Below are 16,073 nucleotides of genomic sequence, written 5' to 3' on the forward strand. Positions count from 1 at the left end.
GCGCATCACGTCATAGGGGGAACGCTTAGTCATGAACTACAGGGGTAGGAAAGTTCTGGTTACGGGTGCTGATGGGTTCATCGGGTCGCATCTCACCGAGGCGCTCGTTCGTAGTGGGGCGGATGTCACGGCGCTGGCCCTCTACAATTCCTTCGACAGTCATGGTTGGCTGGATGATTTGCCGGACACCATTCGAAGCCAGCTGAACCTCGTCCGCGGCGACGTTCGCGACAGCGCATTCCTGAGCCGGATCATGCGTGGCCAGGCCGTTGTGTTTCATCTCGCCGCACTCATCGCGATTCCATACTCATACGCGGCCGCCCAATCCTATGTGGAGACCAACATCCTGGGCACAGTGAATGTCCTCGAAGCGGCGCGGCAATGGGAGACAGAGCGTGTGGTACACACCTCGACCAGCGAGGTCTATGGCACCGCACAGACCATGCCTATCCGCGAATCCCATCCGCTACAGGGCCAGTCACCATATTCGGCATCCAAGATCGGCGCGGACATGATGGCAGAGTCCTACGCCAGGTCGTTCGACGTCCCCGTCGTGATTATGCGGCCGTTCAATACCTATGGCCCACGTCAGAGTGAGCGGGCCATCGTGCCGACCATCATAAGGCAGGCTCTCGACAAAAATTGCGCGGCGATCATGGTCGGGGACACAAGTCCGGTCCGCGACCTTACTTTTGTGGAAGACACTGCGGCGGCATTCCTTACCGCAGGTTCGGCCGAGCTCGAATTCGGCCATGCCTACAATGCCGGAAGCCAGCGCGCTGTGACGGTCTCGGACGTATTGGATCTGGTGCTCGAGTTGAGCGGCTCCAAAAAACCGGTCCACCGCGACGAACGCCGTCTGCGGCCGCAGAATTCCGAAGTCCGTGCCTTGCTAGCCGATTCTTCGCAACTTGAGACGAAGACCGGATGGCGGGCGCAGACCAGCCTGCGGGAAGGACTGGAGCGAACCATCGGATGGTGGCAGGCGCGCCTCAGCGAAGGCCGCGTACGCCGCGAAATGGGTTATATGACATGACCTTCTACCAGCGTGCATCGGCTCTGCTGTTGATTGCCGTTGCCATGTCGTTGGGTCTGCCCGCGGCCGGAAGCCGGCAAAGCAGCGAGCAGACACAATTTGTCGCGCCGGTGATGATGGATCTGCCCGACTATCTGCGCCCAGTGACGGATCCGGCGTTTGGGACAATCTTTACGCGCATTACCAAGCCAGGAGTGCTTGGCAATGGTGTCGCATGCGAGAAGAAATATTGCAGCCACCGTTATTCGAGTGCCCAAGCCTGGAATTCAGACCAGAGCCTTCTCATCATCACCAATGGCTGTAGCGGCGGCATGTGCTTTTTCGACGGGCACACATATGCCCCGCTGTTCCGTCGCGCTCGATCGACTGAATGCGAATGGCACCCTGAAAACGCCGATCTGATGATCTGCGTTCAGGGACGGCAAGTGTCGACCTGGGCGCCACGGACCAATCGCGAAGACGTCCTGTTTGTTTCGACTGAGCATCACGATTTCCATTTCGGGCCGGGCAAGGGCAACCCAAGCCGTGACGGTGACCGCATAGCCGTGCGCGCGGTGCGTAAGAATGGTGATGCGGTGGTCTTTGCCTACGATCTCAAGCAGCGGCGGAAATTCCCGGACATCGAACTTGAGCATATTGGCGGAACCAACGGCACCTGCTCGATTTCTCCGCTCGGAACCAACATTCTATGCCTTCAGGAGATAACAAGAGGCGTCGAACAGGGCTTCATTTTCAGTGTCGAGGGCACTTTGCTCCAAAGGTGGGTGGAACATCACCGGCCCGGACACGGCGATATGACGGTCGATGAAGACGGCAGCGAAGTCTATGTCGGTATCAGCAAGTCCGATCCGGACAAGTATCAGGTGATCAAGCGAAGGCTGTCCGACGGCAGGGTCACCCCACTTATGAAATACGGCGAAGCCATGCATGCATCGCTGCGTGCGCTGGACAGGCCTGGCTGGGTGTTCCTGACCTATGGCGGCGATCCGGATGAGATATCGGCTCACCCGGACTGGGCGCCATATGCGCAGGAAGTGATCGCGCTGCGCATCGATGGCAGTGGCGAGGTTCGCCGCATCGCACAAACGAGAAGCACTCAATTAGACTATCGAAGCGAGAGTCATGCCTCGCCGTCGCCTGACGGCTCGCAGGTAATCTGGTCGAGCAACTGGGGCGTGCCCGACGGGCCAGTCTACGACTTCGTCTCCCGTGTCGATTGGCCGGAAGAGTCGACGTTGAACCGGAAGGAGATTGTCACCAATGGTCTTCACTAATCGAATCCTACTTGCCGCGCTTGGTATACTGGCTGCGATGGGTATGGCTGCCGCAGCGGAGACGCGGGTCGCATATCGACTTTCCGCCGGCGATACCGTCGAGATAGGAATTGCCTCCATCCCGGAACGGACGCAACGTGTCATGGTTCAAATGGACGGCACGATCGCGCTTCCCGAAGTCGGCATGGTTTCGGTCGGCGGCCTCACTGCGGCCGAATTGCAGACACGCATGGAGACGATCTTGACTACCAAGATATTTCACCAGCGTCTGCCCGATGGGCGGGAGCAAATGATCGTCGTCAAGCCGAGCGACGTCACCGCCGTGATCGCAGAGTATCGCCCGATCTACGTGACCGGCGACGTGCTCACTCCCGGACAGCAGGCCTACCGACCGCTCATGACCGTGCGGCAGGCGATCGCCGTGTCTGGCGGTTTCAGCCTTCTGCGGGCAAGGGCAAACCAGGTTGGCCCAGATCCGGTGGATCTGCGGCGTGACTATGAATCGGCCTGGGGGGAGTACACCAGAGACCATTTTCATAGCGCCCGCCTGCGCGCCGAACTTCAGAACCAGGCGAATTTCGACATGAAGGCACCACAAGGGTCACCCTTGTCGGCCGCTTTCGTTTCGGCAATCACCCAGGCTGAAGCAGAAGGGCTCAAGATTTCCCTGGACAACTTCCAGCAGGAGCAAAGCTACCTTGAACAAAGTGCCAAGGCTGCTGCGGCGCAGATCGAGGTGCTGCTCAAGCGCGAGAAGGCCGAAGCCGAAGCAGTGAAAGCGGACGAGGAAGACCTGGCACGAATAACGAAAGTGCATAAAGCAGGCAATCTGACCAACGACAGACTCGCCGATGTCCGGCGCGGTGTGATTCTCTCTTCCAGCCGGGCGCTCGAAACGTCGGTTGAGCTCATGAGAACACGACGCCAGCAGGATGATTTTGTCAGGCAGCGCGAGCGCAATGACAACCTGAGAAGGATGGCTCTTTTGACTGAGCTGAAGGATACCAACGTGCGTCTTGCCGACATCACCGCAAGACTTCGCGCCGCTAGCCAGAAGTTGCAGCCCACGGGGGCGTCCGCCCAGCCACTGCCAGTTGCCGGCGAGACCATCCAGGCTCAGGTCACGATCATCCGCAAGGTCGGTGAGGAATGGCGCAAACAGCCGGCCGGAGAAGACACCGAGGTATCACCGGGTGACACGATAGAGGTAAGGTTCAGCAGCGGTCTCGAGACCGCCGCGACCCGATAGACTGCTGCACCTTGTTCTGTCGCGATTGCCGATTGCGTTACTGTCTGAAAGCTCTGGAAACCTGGTCGGTAAAGGGTTTCAGCAAGTAGGACCATACATTGCGCTCGTCGGTGCGTATATGAACTTCGGCGGGCATGCCGGGTTTGAGGATTTTCGCTCCCGTCAAGCAGGTCGCCGCATTTTCGACGTTGATGCGTGCCGAAAAGTACGAAAGCTGGCGTTGCTGATCTTTGATCAGATCTGCAGAGATGCGGTTGACCGAGCCTTGGCAAACAGGTGTCGTCCCTGCGTCGAAAGCCGGAAAGCGAATTGAAACCCGCTGTCCAGGACGTACATCATCGATACGCTCTGGAGAAACGAGCGCATCCACGACCAGGTTGTCGGCATCGGGCACAATCATCATGAGCACTTCTCCGGGGGCGATCACGCCTCCGATGGTGTGGGTTGAGGATTCTTGTACCGTTCCCGACTGCGGAGCGCGAATATCTGTCCTGGCGAGTTCGTCTTCCGCCACGACCTTGCGCTCATTGAGTTCAGTCTGCTTGGCTTCCGTTTCGCGCAGTTCGCTCGTTACCTCGCTCCGCATTTGCTCATCGAGCTGAAGTACCTGCAGGTCAGTTTCACTGATGCGCGCTTGAACCTCCGCGATTGCTGCGACAAGCCGTCCTGACTCGCCGCGAGTCCGGCTTTTCTCCAAGCTGATAGTGCTCAGCCTCTCTTTAGAGACCAACTTCTTTGAGTAGAGAGACTCGACGTCAGCAAGGTTCAGCGTCAGCAGGTCCAAGGACTCATCCATCGCCGCCTGCTGCGCTTTGAGGCCATCGATCTGACGTTCCAATTGCTTCGAGCGGCTTTGCAACTGTGCCTTCTGGCCAGCTAGCGCCGCGGCACGGCTTTCGAACACGGCGCGTTCGCCACGGACAAGTGACGCCAGTTGCGGGTCGCCCATCCGGGCCCGAACGGTGGGTGGAAGTTGCATTTCCGGCAGGCCCTGTCGCTCGGCCTCCAGCCGCGCCAGGCGAATGGTGGCGCGGTCGAGATCCTCGCTGACTATCTGCAGGTTTGCTCGTGTCAACGTGTCGTTCAGCCTGACCAACACATCGCCGGCACGCACATGGTCCCCGTCCTGGGCGAAGATGCCGCCGACGGTGCCGCCGGTCTGATGCTGGACTTTCTTTATGTTGCTTTCGACCACTACGGTGGCGGGCGCAATCACCGCGCCGGCAATCTTGGTCAATCCCAGCCAGAGTCCTCCGCCGAAGATCAACAGCAAGGTGGTCGCCAGTCCCAGGATCAGATTGGCCCTGATGCCATCCGGCTCTTCGATTGGATTGGTCCCGGTCTCTTGGCTTGCGTCTTGGCTTGCGCGAGCGACAGGAGCAAATGATGACAGGGCCACAGCAGACACGGAGCAAGACCTAAAGAGACGTGACAGGGTCACGGCAGACACGGAGCAAGACCTCAAGAGACGTAGCAACACCTCACGCATGGCCACTTGCACCTTGCTGCAGCGGGACGACACTATTTTGCCGCGGGAATGGCCGGACAACATTTGCCAGAACGTCTTCGCGCGAGCCAAATGAATGGAGCATGCCATTCGACAAGACGAGCACCTGGTCGATGTTGACGAGAGCTGACGGACGATGCGCAACAACAATCGCGATGCCGCCACGCTCCCGCACGGTCAGGATTGCCCCAGCCAGGGCAACATCGCCATCTGCATCCAGATTGGAATTTGGTTCGTCGAGAACGACAAGGAATGGATCGCCATAAAGCGCCCTGGCGAGCCCGACGAGCTGCCTCTGCCCAGCCGACAGGGCCGCTCCCCCTTCACCGATGCGCGTTTGGAAACCCTCCGGCAGCCGCATGATCATCTTGTCCACGCCCGCAGCCTTGGCGGCCGCCAGCACGCCCTTTGCGTCACTCTTGCCGCCGAACCTTGAAATGTTGTCTGCTATTGTTCCGTCGAACAGCTCGACGTCCTGCGGCAGGTAGCCGATATGGGTGCCGAGCAGTTCCGAATTCCACTGATCGAGCGAGGCGCCGTCCAACCTTACCGTTCCGCGAAGCGGCTTCCATGCCCCGACCAAAGCACGCACGAGCGTCGTTTTGCCAGAGCCGCTCGGGCCGACGATCGCCAACCCCGCGCCCCTCGACAGGCGAAAGCTTACATTGACGAGGGTTGGTCTCTGCAGACTTGGTGGCGCGACAGTCAGTTCCTCGACCGCAAGCTGTGTCTGTGGGCGCGGCAGCTCCATAGGGTCTTTCTGGCTACCGAAAGCATCCAACGCTGCCGCCAGATCGGTATAGCTTCGCCGGGTGGCCAGAAATCCTCTCCAGTTTGCGATTGCCACATCGACCGGCGCCAATGAGCGGCCCAGCAATATGGACGATGCGATGATCACGCCGGGCGAAGCCTCGCCGCCGATCACAAGGTAGGCACCCAGCCCCAGTACGGAGGATTGCAGGGCCATTCGGAGTGTCTTCGACAATGAACTCGCTGCGCCGACGACATCGGAGAGCTGTTCCTGGTTCTTGAGGTAAAGATGGCTGATCTCATTCCAGCGCCGACCGAGCTGAGCGGAAAGGCCCATCGCCTGGACAACCTCCGCATTGCGGCGGCCGGAATCGGCAAGAAGCCGCTGTGCCACGAGCGTTTCAGACGCCCGCGCGGCGGGTTTGCGGGCAACGACCTCCGCGACTACCGTCAAAAGTACGACAGCAGCCGCGCCGACGGTTGCCAACACACCAAGCGAAGGGTGCAGCAGATAGATGACCACCATATAAAACGGAATCCAGGGAGCGTCGAAGACGACCGTCGGTCCCAGTCCGGAAAGAAATCCGCGCAACTGGTCCAGATCGCGAAGCGGCTGCACCCGGTTCGCATCCTGCCCAGCAGTAAGCGGCAGAGAAAGCGAGGCAGCAAACGCCTTTTGCTGCAGATCTCTGTGCAGGCGGCTGCCGATGCGGACCAACAGGCGAAGCCTGACGAAATCGAGGAGGCCATAGACAGCGTAAAGGCCAAGCATCCCGATCGTAAATCCGATGAGAGTCGGAATGCTCTGCGAAGGCAGCACGCGATCGTAGATCTGGAGCATGTAGACGGAGCCGGTCAGGGCGAGAACGTTTATCACTGCCGAGAAAACGCCGACGCCAACCAGTCCATGCATTGAGCCGAACATAGCGGAACGTAGATCGGGCGAGCGCCCTTGCGTTGACTTCATGATCTGCGATCTTTCGTGCGAAATTGCCGCGCGAACGTGTTGGTCATGTCGATGATGGGTAGACCCTCTTGCCTTGCGGGAAGCGGCTGCTTTCCGTTAGCCACTGAAACATTACGTTTTGCTTACGTATGTGCCTTTTGATTAAAATGTAGCAAAATCGTGACGCAGGGCCGAGAATTCGGGAATTGGCTTTGCAAGGTTGGGGATAACCGGGCTGGGAACCCGGCTATCTCCAATGATGAGACAATATTCCCAACCATGCGACAGAAAAGAGGCTCATGATCACCTTTTGTTGCATCATGTCTTCAAAGCCTAGGGCGGCGACTGTTTTTCGATTTGCCCATCGAGAATTTAATGAATTTGAGATACACTTAATTGGGACGGAATTGTCGGACAACGGCACCGGCAATGTCAGGAAGGCGGGTCTGTCATGAGGGAAGAGATCAGTGTCGCCGCAGCCTACAGCAAAGGCCGCACCATCTTCATGGGGCTGGAGTTGCTCATCGCGCCCGGTGCGCTCGTTCCCCGGCCGGAGACGGAGTTGCTCGGCACGACCGCTCTCGATGTTCTGAGTCAAATGAACCTGCCGGCGCCACGCGTCGTCGACATGTGCTGCGGGGCCGGCAATCTGGCGTGCGCCATCGCGCACTACGCTCCCACCGCGCGTGTCTGGGCGAGCGATCTTACCGATGGATGCGTCGAAGTCGCGCGCCGCAACGTCGCCCATCACGGCATGGCGGATCGCGTGTCCGTGCTTCAGGGCGACTTGTTCAGTGCTTTCTCGGGCTTGGAGCTTGATGGTACGATGGACGTGATCGTCTGCAATCCGCCCTACATTTCGGAAAAGCGGCTTGAGGGCGACCGCGCGCATCTGACGGAGCTCGAGCCGCGTGAAGCCTTTGCGGCCGGCCCCTACGGCCTGAGCATCCATATGCGGGTGATCAAGGATGCGCCGCGTTACTTGCGGCGCGGAGGCATCCTGCTCTTCGAGGTCGGCCTCGGCCAGGACCGGCAGGTCATCAGTCTGCTGGAGCGTTCCAAGGCTTACGAGAACATCCGCGCGGTCACGAACGAAGCCGGCGAGGGCAGGGTGGTTGTGGGACATACCACGTCGCAAGCGTGAGCCATGCCGCGACTGCGGCAGGCTCGGTGGCGCTGTCTGTGGCGTAAAAACAGCGCTAGAGCAATTCCAGGAAAAGTGTGAAACGGTTTTCCGTCCGAATTGCGCAAAACAAAGAGATAGAGCGGTTCGGCGTTTCCGTGAAACGATGAACCGCTCTAGCCAGATGTCGGCAATCAGTTTTGCTTGCGGAGAACATATTGCGCAATTCCTTGGATAGAATCGAGGTTCTCCGGCAGGAGTTCGCTGTCTTCCACGGTGATGCCGAAGGTCTCCTCGATAAAGCCGATAACCTCGAGTACCCCTGTCGAGTCGACGATGCCTTGGTCGAGAAGGGACGTGTTGCTCTCCAGAGCATCCGCGTCGGCTATGTAGAAATTCGACGCCAGGAAAGCGCGAATCTGGTCCTTGCAGGTCTCGGCTCTATCCTTGGTAGACAACATTGAATCCTCCTCCGATACAAAAGATGAATGCTGATCAATTCATCCAGAAACCGCCTCATGACAGGGCCGTTTTTTTGAGTTTGCCCGTGTCTGTCATCGGTAGACTGGGTACGATTACGATGGACTTCGGAACCATGAAGTTTTCCAATCGTCTCTGGCATTCTTTCTGCAACTGCTTTTCGCCGACGATTCTTCCTTGCTCGATCACGACGAAGGCTTTCACAGCTTGTCCGAGCAACTCGTCCGGAACGCCGATGACCGCGGCTTCCCGCACACCCGGAATATCCAGCAGCGCGTTTTCCACCTCCTTCGGCGCTATCTTCTCTCCTCGCGATTTTATGATCTCATCGCCGCGACCGATGAAGTAGAGGTAGCCTTCCGCGTCCATCCGGCAGTAGTCGCCGGTGTACAAGACCTGCTCGCCCGGCAACGGGCCGGGTTTGAGTTTTCTGGCCGTGGCTTCCGGCTTGCCCCAATAGCCCTTCATCACCGTCGCCCCGCGGATGACGAGTTGGCCAACGACATCAGGACCGACCGGCTTGTCATGCTCGTCGACAATCCACATTTCCGTGTTCGGGATGGCAACCCCGACGCTCAATGGCTTTCGCTCAAGGTCTTCCGGCGGCAGGTAGGTGCAGCGCTTGCATTCGGTGAGGCCATACATTGAATAGATGCGCGCATCCGGAAACAGGTCCTGAAGCATGAGAATGTGCTTGAGCGGCAGGGCAGCCGCAGTGTTCGTGACGTAGCGAATGCTCGAAAAATCGTGGTCTTTCAGCGTCTTGAGGTCCGAGAGTGCGGCGAAGATGGTCGGCACGCCGGGAAAACCTGTCACCCTCTCTTGCTTGATCAACCCGAGGATCTGCGCCGGGAAAGCGAACGAGCGTTCAAGCACCAGCCGAGCGCCAGTGCGAAACGCCATGATCATCTGGTACAGGCCGTAATCGAAGGCGAGAGGCAAGACGTTGAGGATCACCTCGTCTTCGCACAGCTTCAGGTATGAAGCGATCGACGTGCACGCGGCAGTCATGTTCCTGTGCGTCAGCATCACGCCCTTGGGTTCGCCTGTCGATCCAGACGTGTAGATGATGGCAGCGAGATCGATATCGATGCAGCGGCGCGACGGCGGTGCGCTGCCGTCGGCGGCAACCACGCTGTCCCAGCGCACGGCGTGCGGCAATCCTGTCAGCTCGGTGTCGATGATCGGCCCGGAGACGATCACCCGGCGCAATGACGGGCAGTTGCGTGCCGGCTCGGTAAAGATCGAGTGCAGGTGCCTGTCCGTGATCAGTGCCGTCGGTCGGCAATCGTTGAGCAGGTAATCAAGCTTGTCGCTCTTGGTGAGCGGATTGACGATGCACACCACGGCGTTCGCCTTGAGCACCGCCCAGAAGGCGACGACCGTCTCGACAGTGTTGTCGGCGAAGATCATCACGCGATCGCCGCGTGCAACCCCAGCCGCGGCCAGATGTTGCGCGACGGCGTTCGAGCGCGCTTCGAGCTCGCCATAGGTGACGCGTTGCCCGCCGCACACCAGCGCCACCTTCTCACCGACCCGGCTGGCGGCGTGGGTGAGGTAGTCATGCAGCAGTGGTACGGCGCCATGCATCATGCCAGCACCTCTTCGCGATGCTCGCGGTCGACGTCGACGCTGAGCTCACCTAAGCGGGCCCCGCCGGGACGGCTTGCGACAAACTGCTGGTGAAGGATCTGGGTCGACAGCACGCCGACCAGCGCCATGTTGTCGGAGTTGGACAGATCGCCGCCGTTCGCCCTGTCTCGACACTTGTCCAGCAGGCGCGTGACCGACTTCGGATCGAAAACGTTTGCCTCGCGCAGCGCCGTCTCCGAAAGCGCTTCGCGGACATAGGCCGGAGCATCGTCGGCAACGAAGCAAAGCGCGTTGGGCGCTCGGTACGGCTGCTTCTTGCGGGCCACGATTTCCGAAGGCACGATCGGTTCCGCCATCCGTTTCAACACGTGCTTTTCGTCGAGGACGCGCAGCTTGTAGGCAGCCGGAAGCGAATTCGCGAGCGTCACGAGTTCATCGTCCAGGAACGGGAACCGCCCCTCGACGGAGTGGGCCATGAGCATCCTGTCCCCTTGCGAAGAAAGCAGGTATCCCGACATCAGCGTCTGGATCTCGATATACTGGTCCTGCGCAAGCGAGCCCCATCGCGAAAACTCCGCGGGCAGGCGGGCGATCAGCTCGGGCACGGCATTGCGGCGCTCGGACTCGGCGCGCATGTCGGCGGAGAACAAGCGCTTGATGGCGCTGGTCGTGCGCCAGCGTGTGTCATGCGCAAAGCCGGGCCTGTCATAGGCCTGGATATCGCGCCCGAAGAACTGGCGCGCCATTGCTTGCTGATGTACGGGCGAGCGGCTGAGATAGGGATACAGGCGCTCCAGCAGCCGTGAGCGTCGTGTCGATGCGGGCTGGCATCCCCAAAAGCGGCGGACCTTGCCTTCGCGGAACAAGTCATAGCCAGCGAACATTTCGTCAGCTCCTTCGCCGGTCAGCACGACCTTGATGCCGTGTTCTCGCACCAGCCTAGAGAGCAGGAACAGCGGCGCAGGCGCGGTCCTCAGGATTGGACGCTCGGTGTGGTAGATCACCTCGGGAAAGATCTCGGCGATATCGCTGCGCGAAACCACCACCTCATGGTGCTCGCTCCCGGTCGCGCCGGCGACCAGGCGCTGGAAACGGGTCTCGTCATACTCGGCGTCGGCAAAACGCAGGGAGAAGGTCTGGAACCGCTCGCCCGCGTAGCGCCTTCCCAGCGTGGCGACTAGCGAGCTGTCGAGCCCGCCCGACAGATAACAGCCAACCGGCACGTCGGCCTGCACGATCCTGAGCGCCGTCGCAGCCTCCAGGGTGCCGCGCACCTCCTCCACCGCGTCGTCGAGCGAGCCGGTGAATTCGTCACGACGGGGATCGGAAATTTCGGGATAGCAAGGCTTCCAGAAGGCCCGCTCGCGAACGGTGCCATTGTCGTAAATACGGACATGCCCCGGGGTGAGTTCGCTGATCCCCTGAAATACGCCTTGCGGCGGCACGACTGTCCAGAGCGTGAAAGTCTGATCGATGCCGGCTGGATCGAAGGCACGGGGTATGTCCATGTCGGCCGCGAAAATGGCTTTCACTTCGCTGGCAAAGTAAAGGCGGCCGCCATACTCGCAGAAATGCAAGGGGCAGATGCCAAACCGATCGCGCGATAATACGAGACGACCCGCCACGGAGTCCCAGATTGCGACCGCCCATTGCCCATTCATGCGCTCGAAGGCAGCCTCGCCCCACGCGCGATAGGCATGGACGATGACTTCTGTGTCGCTATGGGTGCGGAAGCGGTGGCCGAGGGCGATCAACTTTTCACGCAGCTCGAGGTAATTGAAGATCTCGCCGTTGAAGACGATCCACGTCGTGTCGCACGCGTCCGCGAGTGGCTGCTGGCCGTTGGAGAGATCGACGACGGACAGGCGGGCATGCGCCAATCCCGCGCGTTTGTCGCGGTAAAGGCCGCGCTCGTCAGGGCCGCGATGCGCGAGTGCGCCCACCATGCGCATCAGTGCCTCGCGCGAAGGAGGCGCCGCGTAGGCGCTTAGCGAGACGATTCCGGCGATGCCGCACATCCGGTCAGCCCTCGCCCATCGCAGTGGTCGGCAAGGGCCGCGCGTGAAGATAGCGTGCGGCACGCCGTTTGCTGTCAATGTCCTTGAAGACTTTCTGAACTTGGGCCGCGGTGAGGCCGGCAGCTGCGGCGACCTCGTCGGCAGAAATTCCGTGGTTCAAGCCGTAGAGGCACAGATCCATCAGATGATAAGGCAGCGCGAAATAGAATTCCTCCTGACTCTGGGCCATGGAGAAGGTGTCCGTGGTCGGCGGCCGCCGCCGGACCTCGTCATCCACCCCAAGGTATTCAGCCAGCTGGTAGACTTGGGTCTTGTAGAGGTGGACGATTGGCATCAGATCGGCAATTCCGTCGCCCTGCTTGACGAAAAAGCCTTGGTCATGCTCCAGGCGGTTTGGCGTACCTGCCACGGCATAGTTAAGGCGGTCCGCATGGTAGTACTCGGTCATCTTGCGCAGGCGCTGCTTGTAGTTGGTTGCAGCAACGATCTGCAGATAGGCTGCCGGCGACAGACGCACCGTATCGGTCTTGCCGTGGGGGTCCTGAACCGTGAGGCGTGTGATGTTGAGACCGTTACTCTCGAGAACCGACGCGAGCACGAGCTTGCATTTCCAGCCCTCGCCATATTGGGGAACGACCGTCTGGATCGCTTCGATCTGTCGGCGATAGGCGCCGACGGCCTCAAGTGCTGGTGCTATGTCTTCCAGGATCGTATCGATGCCAAGCTGAGCTGCGACGCTGCGGCCAAGCCTTAGCGAATCGCCGGAGGAATGGCGCTCCGGCATGAATATCCCCAAGACCTTGTCTTTCCCAAACGCGCGTGCGCACAACGATGCGACAACGGAGCTGTCGATACCCCCGGAGAGGCCGACAACCACGCCACGACGCCGCAGCGTACCAAAAACCTGCTCGCGCAGGATCTGAACGATGCGATCGACCTCCGCGCGAGCATCGAGCACCAGCGTGCCCATGCTGAATTGTGAGATCATGTCGATGGTCTGTACTCCCGTTTGCGAAGCTCAGCCGCAGAATAGGTTTGCTCCAACGCCTTCTCGATGAGTGGGCGGTTGGTGGCGAGATGGGGCTCTGTGACCATATCGAAGTGACTGCCAACGACCGGAATCACATCCAGACGCACGAAAGCGCCATCCCAACCTATGGCCAGAGGCATTTTGGGCCGAGCGCAGCGGAAGAGGGTTGCAGTGATCGGCAGCGTCGGTCTGGGTCTCGCCAACCACTGATAGAAAGCTCGCCCCCGCAATTGCCCCTGCAGTTCCAGCTTGGTCCTGAAGCTCGTCGTGTTGAACCCGTCCTTCGCATAGCGATCGAGGATGCGGGCGAGCTGCGCCTCGAAGCCCATTTTGACGGCGACTTTTGCAACGAAGCGGCAAACCATCCGGTCAGCGGTGACGCGGTTGGTTCGGATCCGATTATATGTGCGGACAAACATCTCCCAATAGGTGCTGCGCTCGCCAAGGAGGCTCGTGTCGAGGATGCCCAGGAACTTCACAGTTCGCCCCGCGGCCAGCAGCCGCTCCGCAACCTCGAACGCGACGGCGCCGCCGAGCGAATGGCCGAGAAGTCTTATCGGACCCGTTGGCTGAGCGCGGCGGATCTGCTGAACCGCGCCCTCGGCGATATTTGCGACAGTGTTTGGTCCGCGCAATATCATGGCCAGGGCAGGATATCTGATGGGGACCACTCGTGCGATCTTGCCCATCGAAGACGCAAAGGCGGCAAAGCTTGGGCCATAGCCGGCGGATCCCGGGAGCAGGAATAGAATTGGGGGGTCGTGCTTTTGTACTTGCGTGCGTAGGGAGCTAGCTTGTGCCGACACGACCGCCTTGACCATTTCGTCCGCGCTCATACCGACCGTGAACCCATCGAGACTGAGTTCCTGCCCGATGGCGTTTTCGATTTCCATGACGCATTGCAGCAGCTTCAGCGAATCTCCACCTGCGTCATCCCAGCGTCCTGCGGCGACGCGTGTATTAAGGATATTGTTCCAGGCATGCTGCACTATCCGATGGACGGTCAGTTCGCTCGTATTGGACGGCTGCGCGGCGGGGGCGATCTTCCTGGTTGAAAGATCGATCTCCGCAAGCGTAGCCATGTCGACCTTGCCGCCCGGCAGACGCGGAATCGCGGCGATCGTGTGGAGCCGCAAGGGACATAGCGGAGGCGGCAGCTTCGTTCTGACAAGCTGGCGAAGCTCGTCCGAAAAGGCTGGCCCCGCCCAGGGCTGGGGGATGGCGAATGCAACAAGCTCATTTGCCGCCGTCACGATTGCAACGGCATCCTCCACGTCAGGCGCGTTACGCAACACCCGTTCGAGTTCGGCTGGCTCGATACGCCGACCATTGATCTTTATCTGGCGCCCCTTGCGTCCGACGATCCGCAGCAGGCCATGACTGTCAAGTTGGACGAGGTCACCCGTCGCGAAGATCCGAAGATCCGGGTCATCCGGATCCGATTCCGCCGGCACGACGGCGCCGTTCTCCCAATGGCCAAGCAGGACATACGGGCTTCTTATCAGGAGCTCTCCGCTCTTGCCCGGCTGAACGCGGCGTCCCTTTTCGTCAACAATCGCGAACGCTATTCCTGGAAGCAGCCAGCCAACCGGAACCGAGGCGCCTTCCTCCGGCCAGTCCTGCGGCAAGAACCATTGCGACCCTGTGGTCTCGGTCGACGAGTAACCGATCTGGATGAGGCAAGAGCTCGAAACGACCTTGCGCAGCAGGGCGATATCGGTCCATGACACCGTCTCTCCCCCGATCCGGACCACTCTGAGCGAGCGGAAGGCGTCAGCAGGTTTGTCCGCCATGAGCACGCGAAGCAAGGCCGGCACCAGATAGGTGACCGTCACGCCTTCGGATTCTACCAGGCGTTGGACCGCCCGCAGACCGATGGCTTCTAGCTCGGCGAGATGCAAGGTGGCGCCGGTCAGAACGGCAGCGAGAATCTCCCGGCAACCGGCGATCGTGGCGGGCCCGGTCAAGGGCAGGAAAACATCATCCGAATTGATGTGGCATGCGTCGACATATTGCTGAACCCGCCACAGCAGGCAGCGCTGGCTGTTGACGATGCCTTTGGGATGGCCAGTGCTGCCTGAGGTGTAGAGTACTATCGCGGGCGCGTCGACCGAGACCGAACAGGACTGGGGTATCGGCTGGACTTGTGGCGTGATGCTGGTGGTCGCATCAATCCAGTGGACATCCTGAGCCAAACCGACGGGGCGAACATTGCCATCGCCTATGACCGCCGAGAGCCGCGCCGCAACAAAAATCTCATTGGTTCGCGAGTAGGGATCTTTCGTGTTGAGTGGCACGGAAGGCCGCCCAACCGCCATGCTTGCCAAGATAGCCACAGGGTACCAGGCCGAGTTGGCCTGAAGGATTCCGATCGCCTGCCCGTTGGGAACGACGGCCGCAATACGATGGGACAACATCTCGACGGCTTGGAAAAGCTGGGAATACGTCAGACCAGTAGTGCCGTCGCTGATCGCGAGTTTGTTGGGATATTGCCTGGTGACGTCTCTCAGGTGATCGAAGACGGTAACGTTCGCAAAATCGACGCCCATGCGTTGATGAGGGCGCAGTACAGGACCGCCCTGATCAAGTGCGTAATCCGGGACGTTTGACCACCTACGGGAGGCCGCTGGCTGACAATCCGCCCCTAGATCCAGACGTGCCTTTTCTGATCCCATATATGCCGGAGACATGAGTGGCTCACGCTAAGATTAAGGTCACTTATCGCCCCCGGCCGAAATCTTTTCATCGATCATTCTGATGATGCCGCGATCTTCGCCAAACGGCCGCGGTTGCTCACTTTGGCGTCATCTCGTGCTGCGGACGCTTCGCGTCGACGGGAGGCCCACGGCGCACAGGCGATCGCGCCTGACAACCGACCAACAGCGCTGCCGCTATTGGCTTAATTCGTGGTTTTTTGCGGCTCTGGGCGATAATCGGCAATGTGGCAGTAGGCGCCACCGCTGTCAGTGGTCGCGAAGTCGTCAGGAAATTAGAGCATCGGACGTTCAAGTGAGTCCATACCCTGCTGCTGTGAAGTAGTTTCTGCATTCAACTGGCGAGAACAGAT

Annotated in this window: 11 protein-coding genes; 4 read left to right on the top strand and 7 right to left on the bottom strand. The window is 59.9% G+C overall.

The window, feature by feature from the left end; translation table 11 throughout:
* The first annotated feature begins 31 nt into the window (after positions 1 to 31).
* From AC0L25_RS26920 to AC0L25_RS26930, 3 genes are read left to right on the top strand one after another with little or no spacing between them, the layout of a single operon-like run.
* Entirely contained in the window at positions 32 to 1,036 is a 1,005-nt protein-coding gene (locus tag AC0L25_RS26920) for an SDR family NAD(P)-dependent oxidoreductase (protein ID WP_473598291.1), read from the top strand.
* Positions 1,033 to 2,310, top strand: coding sequence for a hypothetical protein (locus AC0L25_RS26925; protein WP_473598292.1), 1,278 nt, complete (start codon positions 1,033 to 1,035; stop codon positions 2,308 to 2,310). The genes AC0L25_RS26920 and AC0L25_RS26925 overlap by 4 nt, the downstream gene beginning before the upstream one ends.
* A complete protein-coding gene (locus AC0L25_RS26930; RefSeq protein WP_473598293.1) occupies positions 2,297 to 3,559 on the top strand; it encodes a polysaccharide biosynthesis/export family protein in 1,263 nt (420 codons plus the stop codon). The genes AC0L25_RS26925 and AC0L25_RS26930 overlap by 14 nt, the downstream gene beginning before the upstream one ends.
* Before the next feature lie 37 nt (positions 3,560 to 3,596).
* On the opposite strand, the gene AC0L25_RS26935 is transcribed toward AC0L25_RS26930, so the two are convergent.
* Both AC0L25_RS26935 and AC0L25_RS26940 read right to left on the bottom strand, forming a co-directional pair.
* Positions 3,597 to 4,952, bottom strand: coding sequence for an HlyD family type I secretion periplasmic adaptor subunit (locus AC0L25_RS26935; protein WP_352953324.1), 1,356 nt, complete (start codon positions 4,950 to 4,952; stop codon positions 3,597 to 3,599).
* Positions 4,953 to 5,040: 88 nt separating this feature from the next.
* A complete protein-coding gene (locus AC0L25_RS26940; RefSeq protein ID WP_473598294.1) occupies positions 5,041 to 6,783 on the bottom strand; it encodes a type I secretion system permease/ATPase in 1,743 nt (580 codons plus the stop codon).
* Between the two features lie 430 nt (positions 6,784 to 7,213).
* On the opposite strand from AC0L25_RS26940, the gene AC0L25_RS26945 reads away from it, so the two are divergent.
* Complete coding sequence (locus tag AC0L25_RS26945; protein ID WP_473598295.1) at positions 7,214 to 7,906, top strand: N5-glutamine methyltransferase family protein; 693 nt, start codon at positions 7,214 to 7,216, stop codon at positions 7,904 to 7,906.
* A gap of 173 nt (positions 7,907 to 8,079) precedes the next feature.
* Here AC0L25_RS26945 and AC0L25_RS26950 read toward each other — a convergent pair whose 3' ends face one another.
* The 5 genes from AC0L25_RS26950 to AC0L25_RS26970 are packed head-to-tail and all read right to left on the bottom strand — an operon-like array spanning position 8,080 to position 15,696.
* The gene (locus tag AC0L25_RS26950; protein ID WP_029352679.1) at positions 8,080 to 8,346 is read right to left on the bottom strand and encodes an acyl carrier protein; all 267 of its coding nucleotides are present in this window, start codon (positions 8,344 to 8,346) and stop codon (positions 8,080 to 8,082) included.
* Positions 8,347 to 8,401: 55 nt separating this feature from the next.
* Complete coding sequence (locus tag AC0L25_RS26955) at positions 8,402 to 9,958, bottom strand: class I adenylate-forming enzyme family protein (protein ID WP_473598296.1); 1,557 nt, start codon at positions 9,956 to 9,958, stop codon at positions 8,402 to 8,404.
* Positions 9,955 to 11,976, bottom strand: a complete 2,022-nt coding sequence (asnB, locus tag AC0L25_RS26960) for an asparagine synthase (glutamine-hydrolyzing) (RefSeq protein WP_473598297.1) — start codon at positions 11,974 to 11,976, stop codon at positions 9,955 to 9,957. Before asnB ends, AC0L25_RS26955 begins: the two co-directional genes overlap by 4 nt.
* 4 nt (positions 11,977 to 11,980) lie before the next feature.
* Positions 11,981 to 12,964 carry an NAD(+) synthase gene (nadE, locus tag AC0L25_RS26965; protein ID WP_473598298.1) on the bottom strand — a complete coding sequence of 328 codons (984 nt, stop codon included), beginning with the start codon at positions 12,962 to 12,964 and terminating at the stop codon, positions 11,981 to 11,983.
* Entirely contained in the window at positions 12,961 to 15,696 is a 2,736-nt protein-coding gene (locus AC0L25_RS26970) for an AMP-binding protein (protein WP_473598299.1), read from the bottom strand. Before AC0L25_RS26970 ends, nadE begins: the two co-directional genes overlap by 4 nt.
* Positions 15,697 to 16,073 lie beyond the last annotated feature (377 nt).

The sequence above is a fragment of the Mesorhizobium sp. WSM4813 genome, from assembly GCF_055811555.1.

What these genes read in the sequence shown, in the direction of transcription:
- AC0L25_RS26940 (WP_473598294.1), bottom strand. Translation starts at nt 6,783, where the DNA reads ATGAAGTCAACGCAAGGGCGCTCGCCCGATCTACGTTCCGCTATGTTC.
- AC0L25_RS26925 (WP_473598292.1), top strand. Translation starts at nt 1,033, where the DNA reads ATGACCTTCTACCAGCGTGCATCGGCTCTGCTGTTGATTGCCGTTGCC.
- asnB (WP_473598297.1), bottom strand. Translation starts at nt 11,976, where the DNA reads ATGTGCGGCATCGCCGGAATCGTCTCGCTAAGCGCCTACGCGGCGCCT.
- AC0L25_RS26920 (WP_473598291.1), top strand. Translation starts at nt 32, where the DNA reads ATGAACTACAGGGGTAGGAAAGTTCTGGTTACGGGTGCTGATGGGTTC.
- AC0L25_RS26970 (WP_473598299.1), bottom strand. Translation starts at nt 15,696, where the DNA reads ATGTCTCCGGCATATATGGGATCAGAAAAGGCACGTCTGGATCTAGGG.
- AC0L25_RS26930 (WP_473598293.1), top strand. Translation starts at nt 2,297, where the DNA reads ATGGTCTTCACTAATCGAATCCTACTTGCCGCGCTTGGTATACTGGCT.
- AC0L25_RS26950 (WP_029352679.1), bottom strand. Translation starts at nt 8,346, where the DNA reads ATGTTGTCTACCAAGGATAGAGCCGAGACCTGCAAGGACCAGATTCGC.
- nadE (WP_473598298.1), bottom strand. Translation starts at nt 12,964, where the DNA reads ATGATCTCACAATTCAGCATGGGCACGCTGGTGCTCGATGCTCGCGCG.
- AC0L25_RS26945 (WP_473598295.1), top strand. Translation starts at nt 7,214, where the DNA reads ATGAGGGAAGAGATCAGTGTCGCCGCAGCCTACAGCAAAGGCCGCACC.
- AC0L25_RS26955 (WP_473598296.1), bottom strand. Translation starts at nt 9,958, where the DNA reads ATGATGCATGGCGCCGTACCACTGCTGCATGACTACCTCACCCACGCC.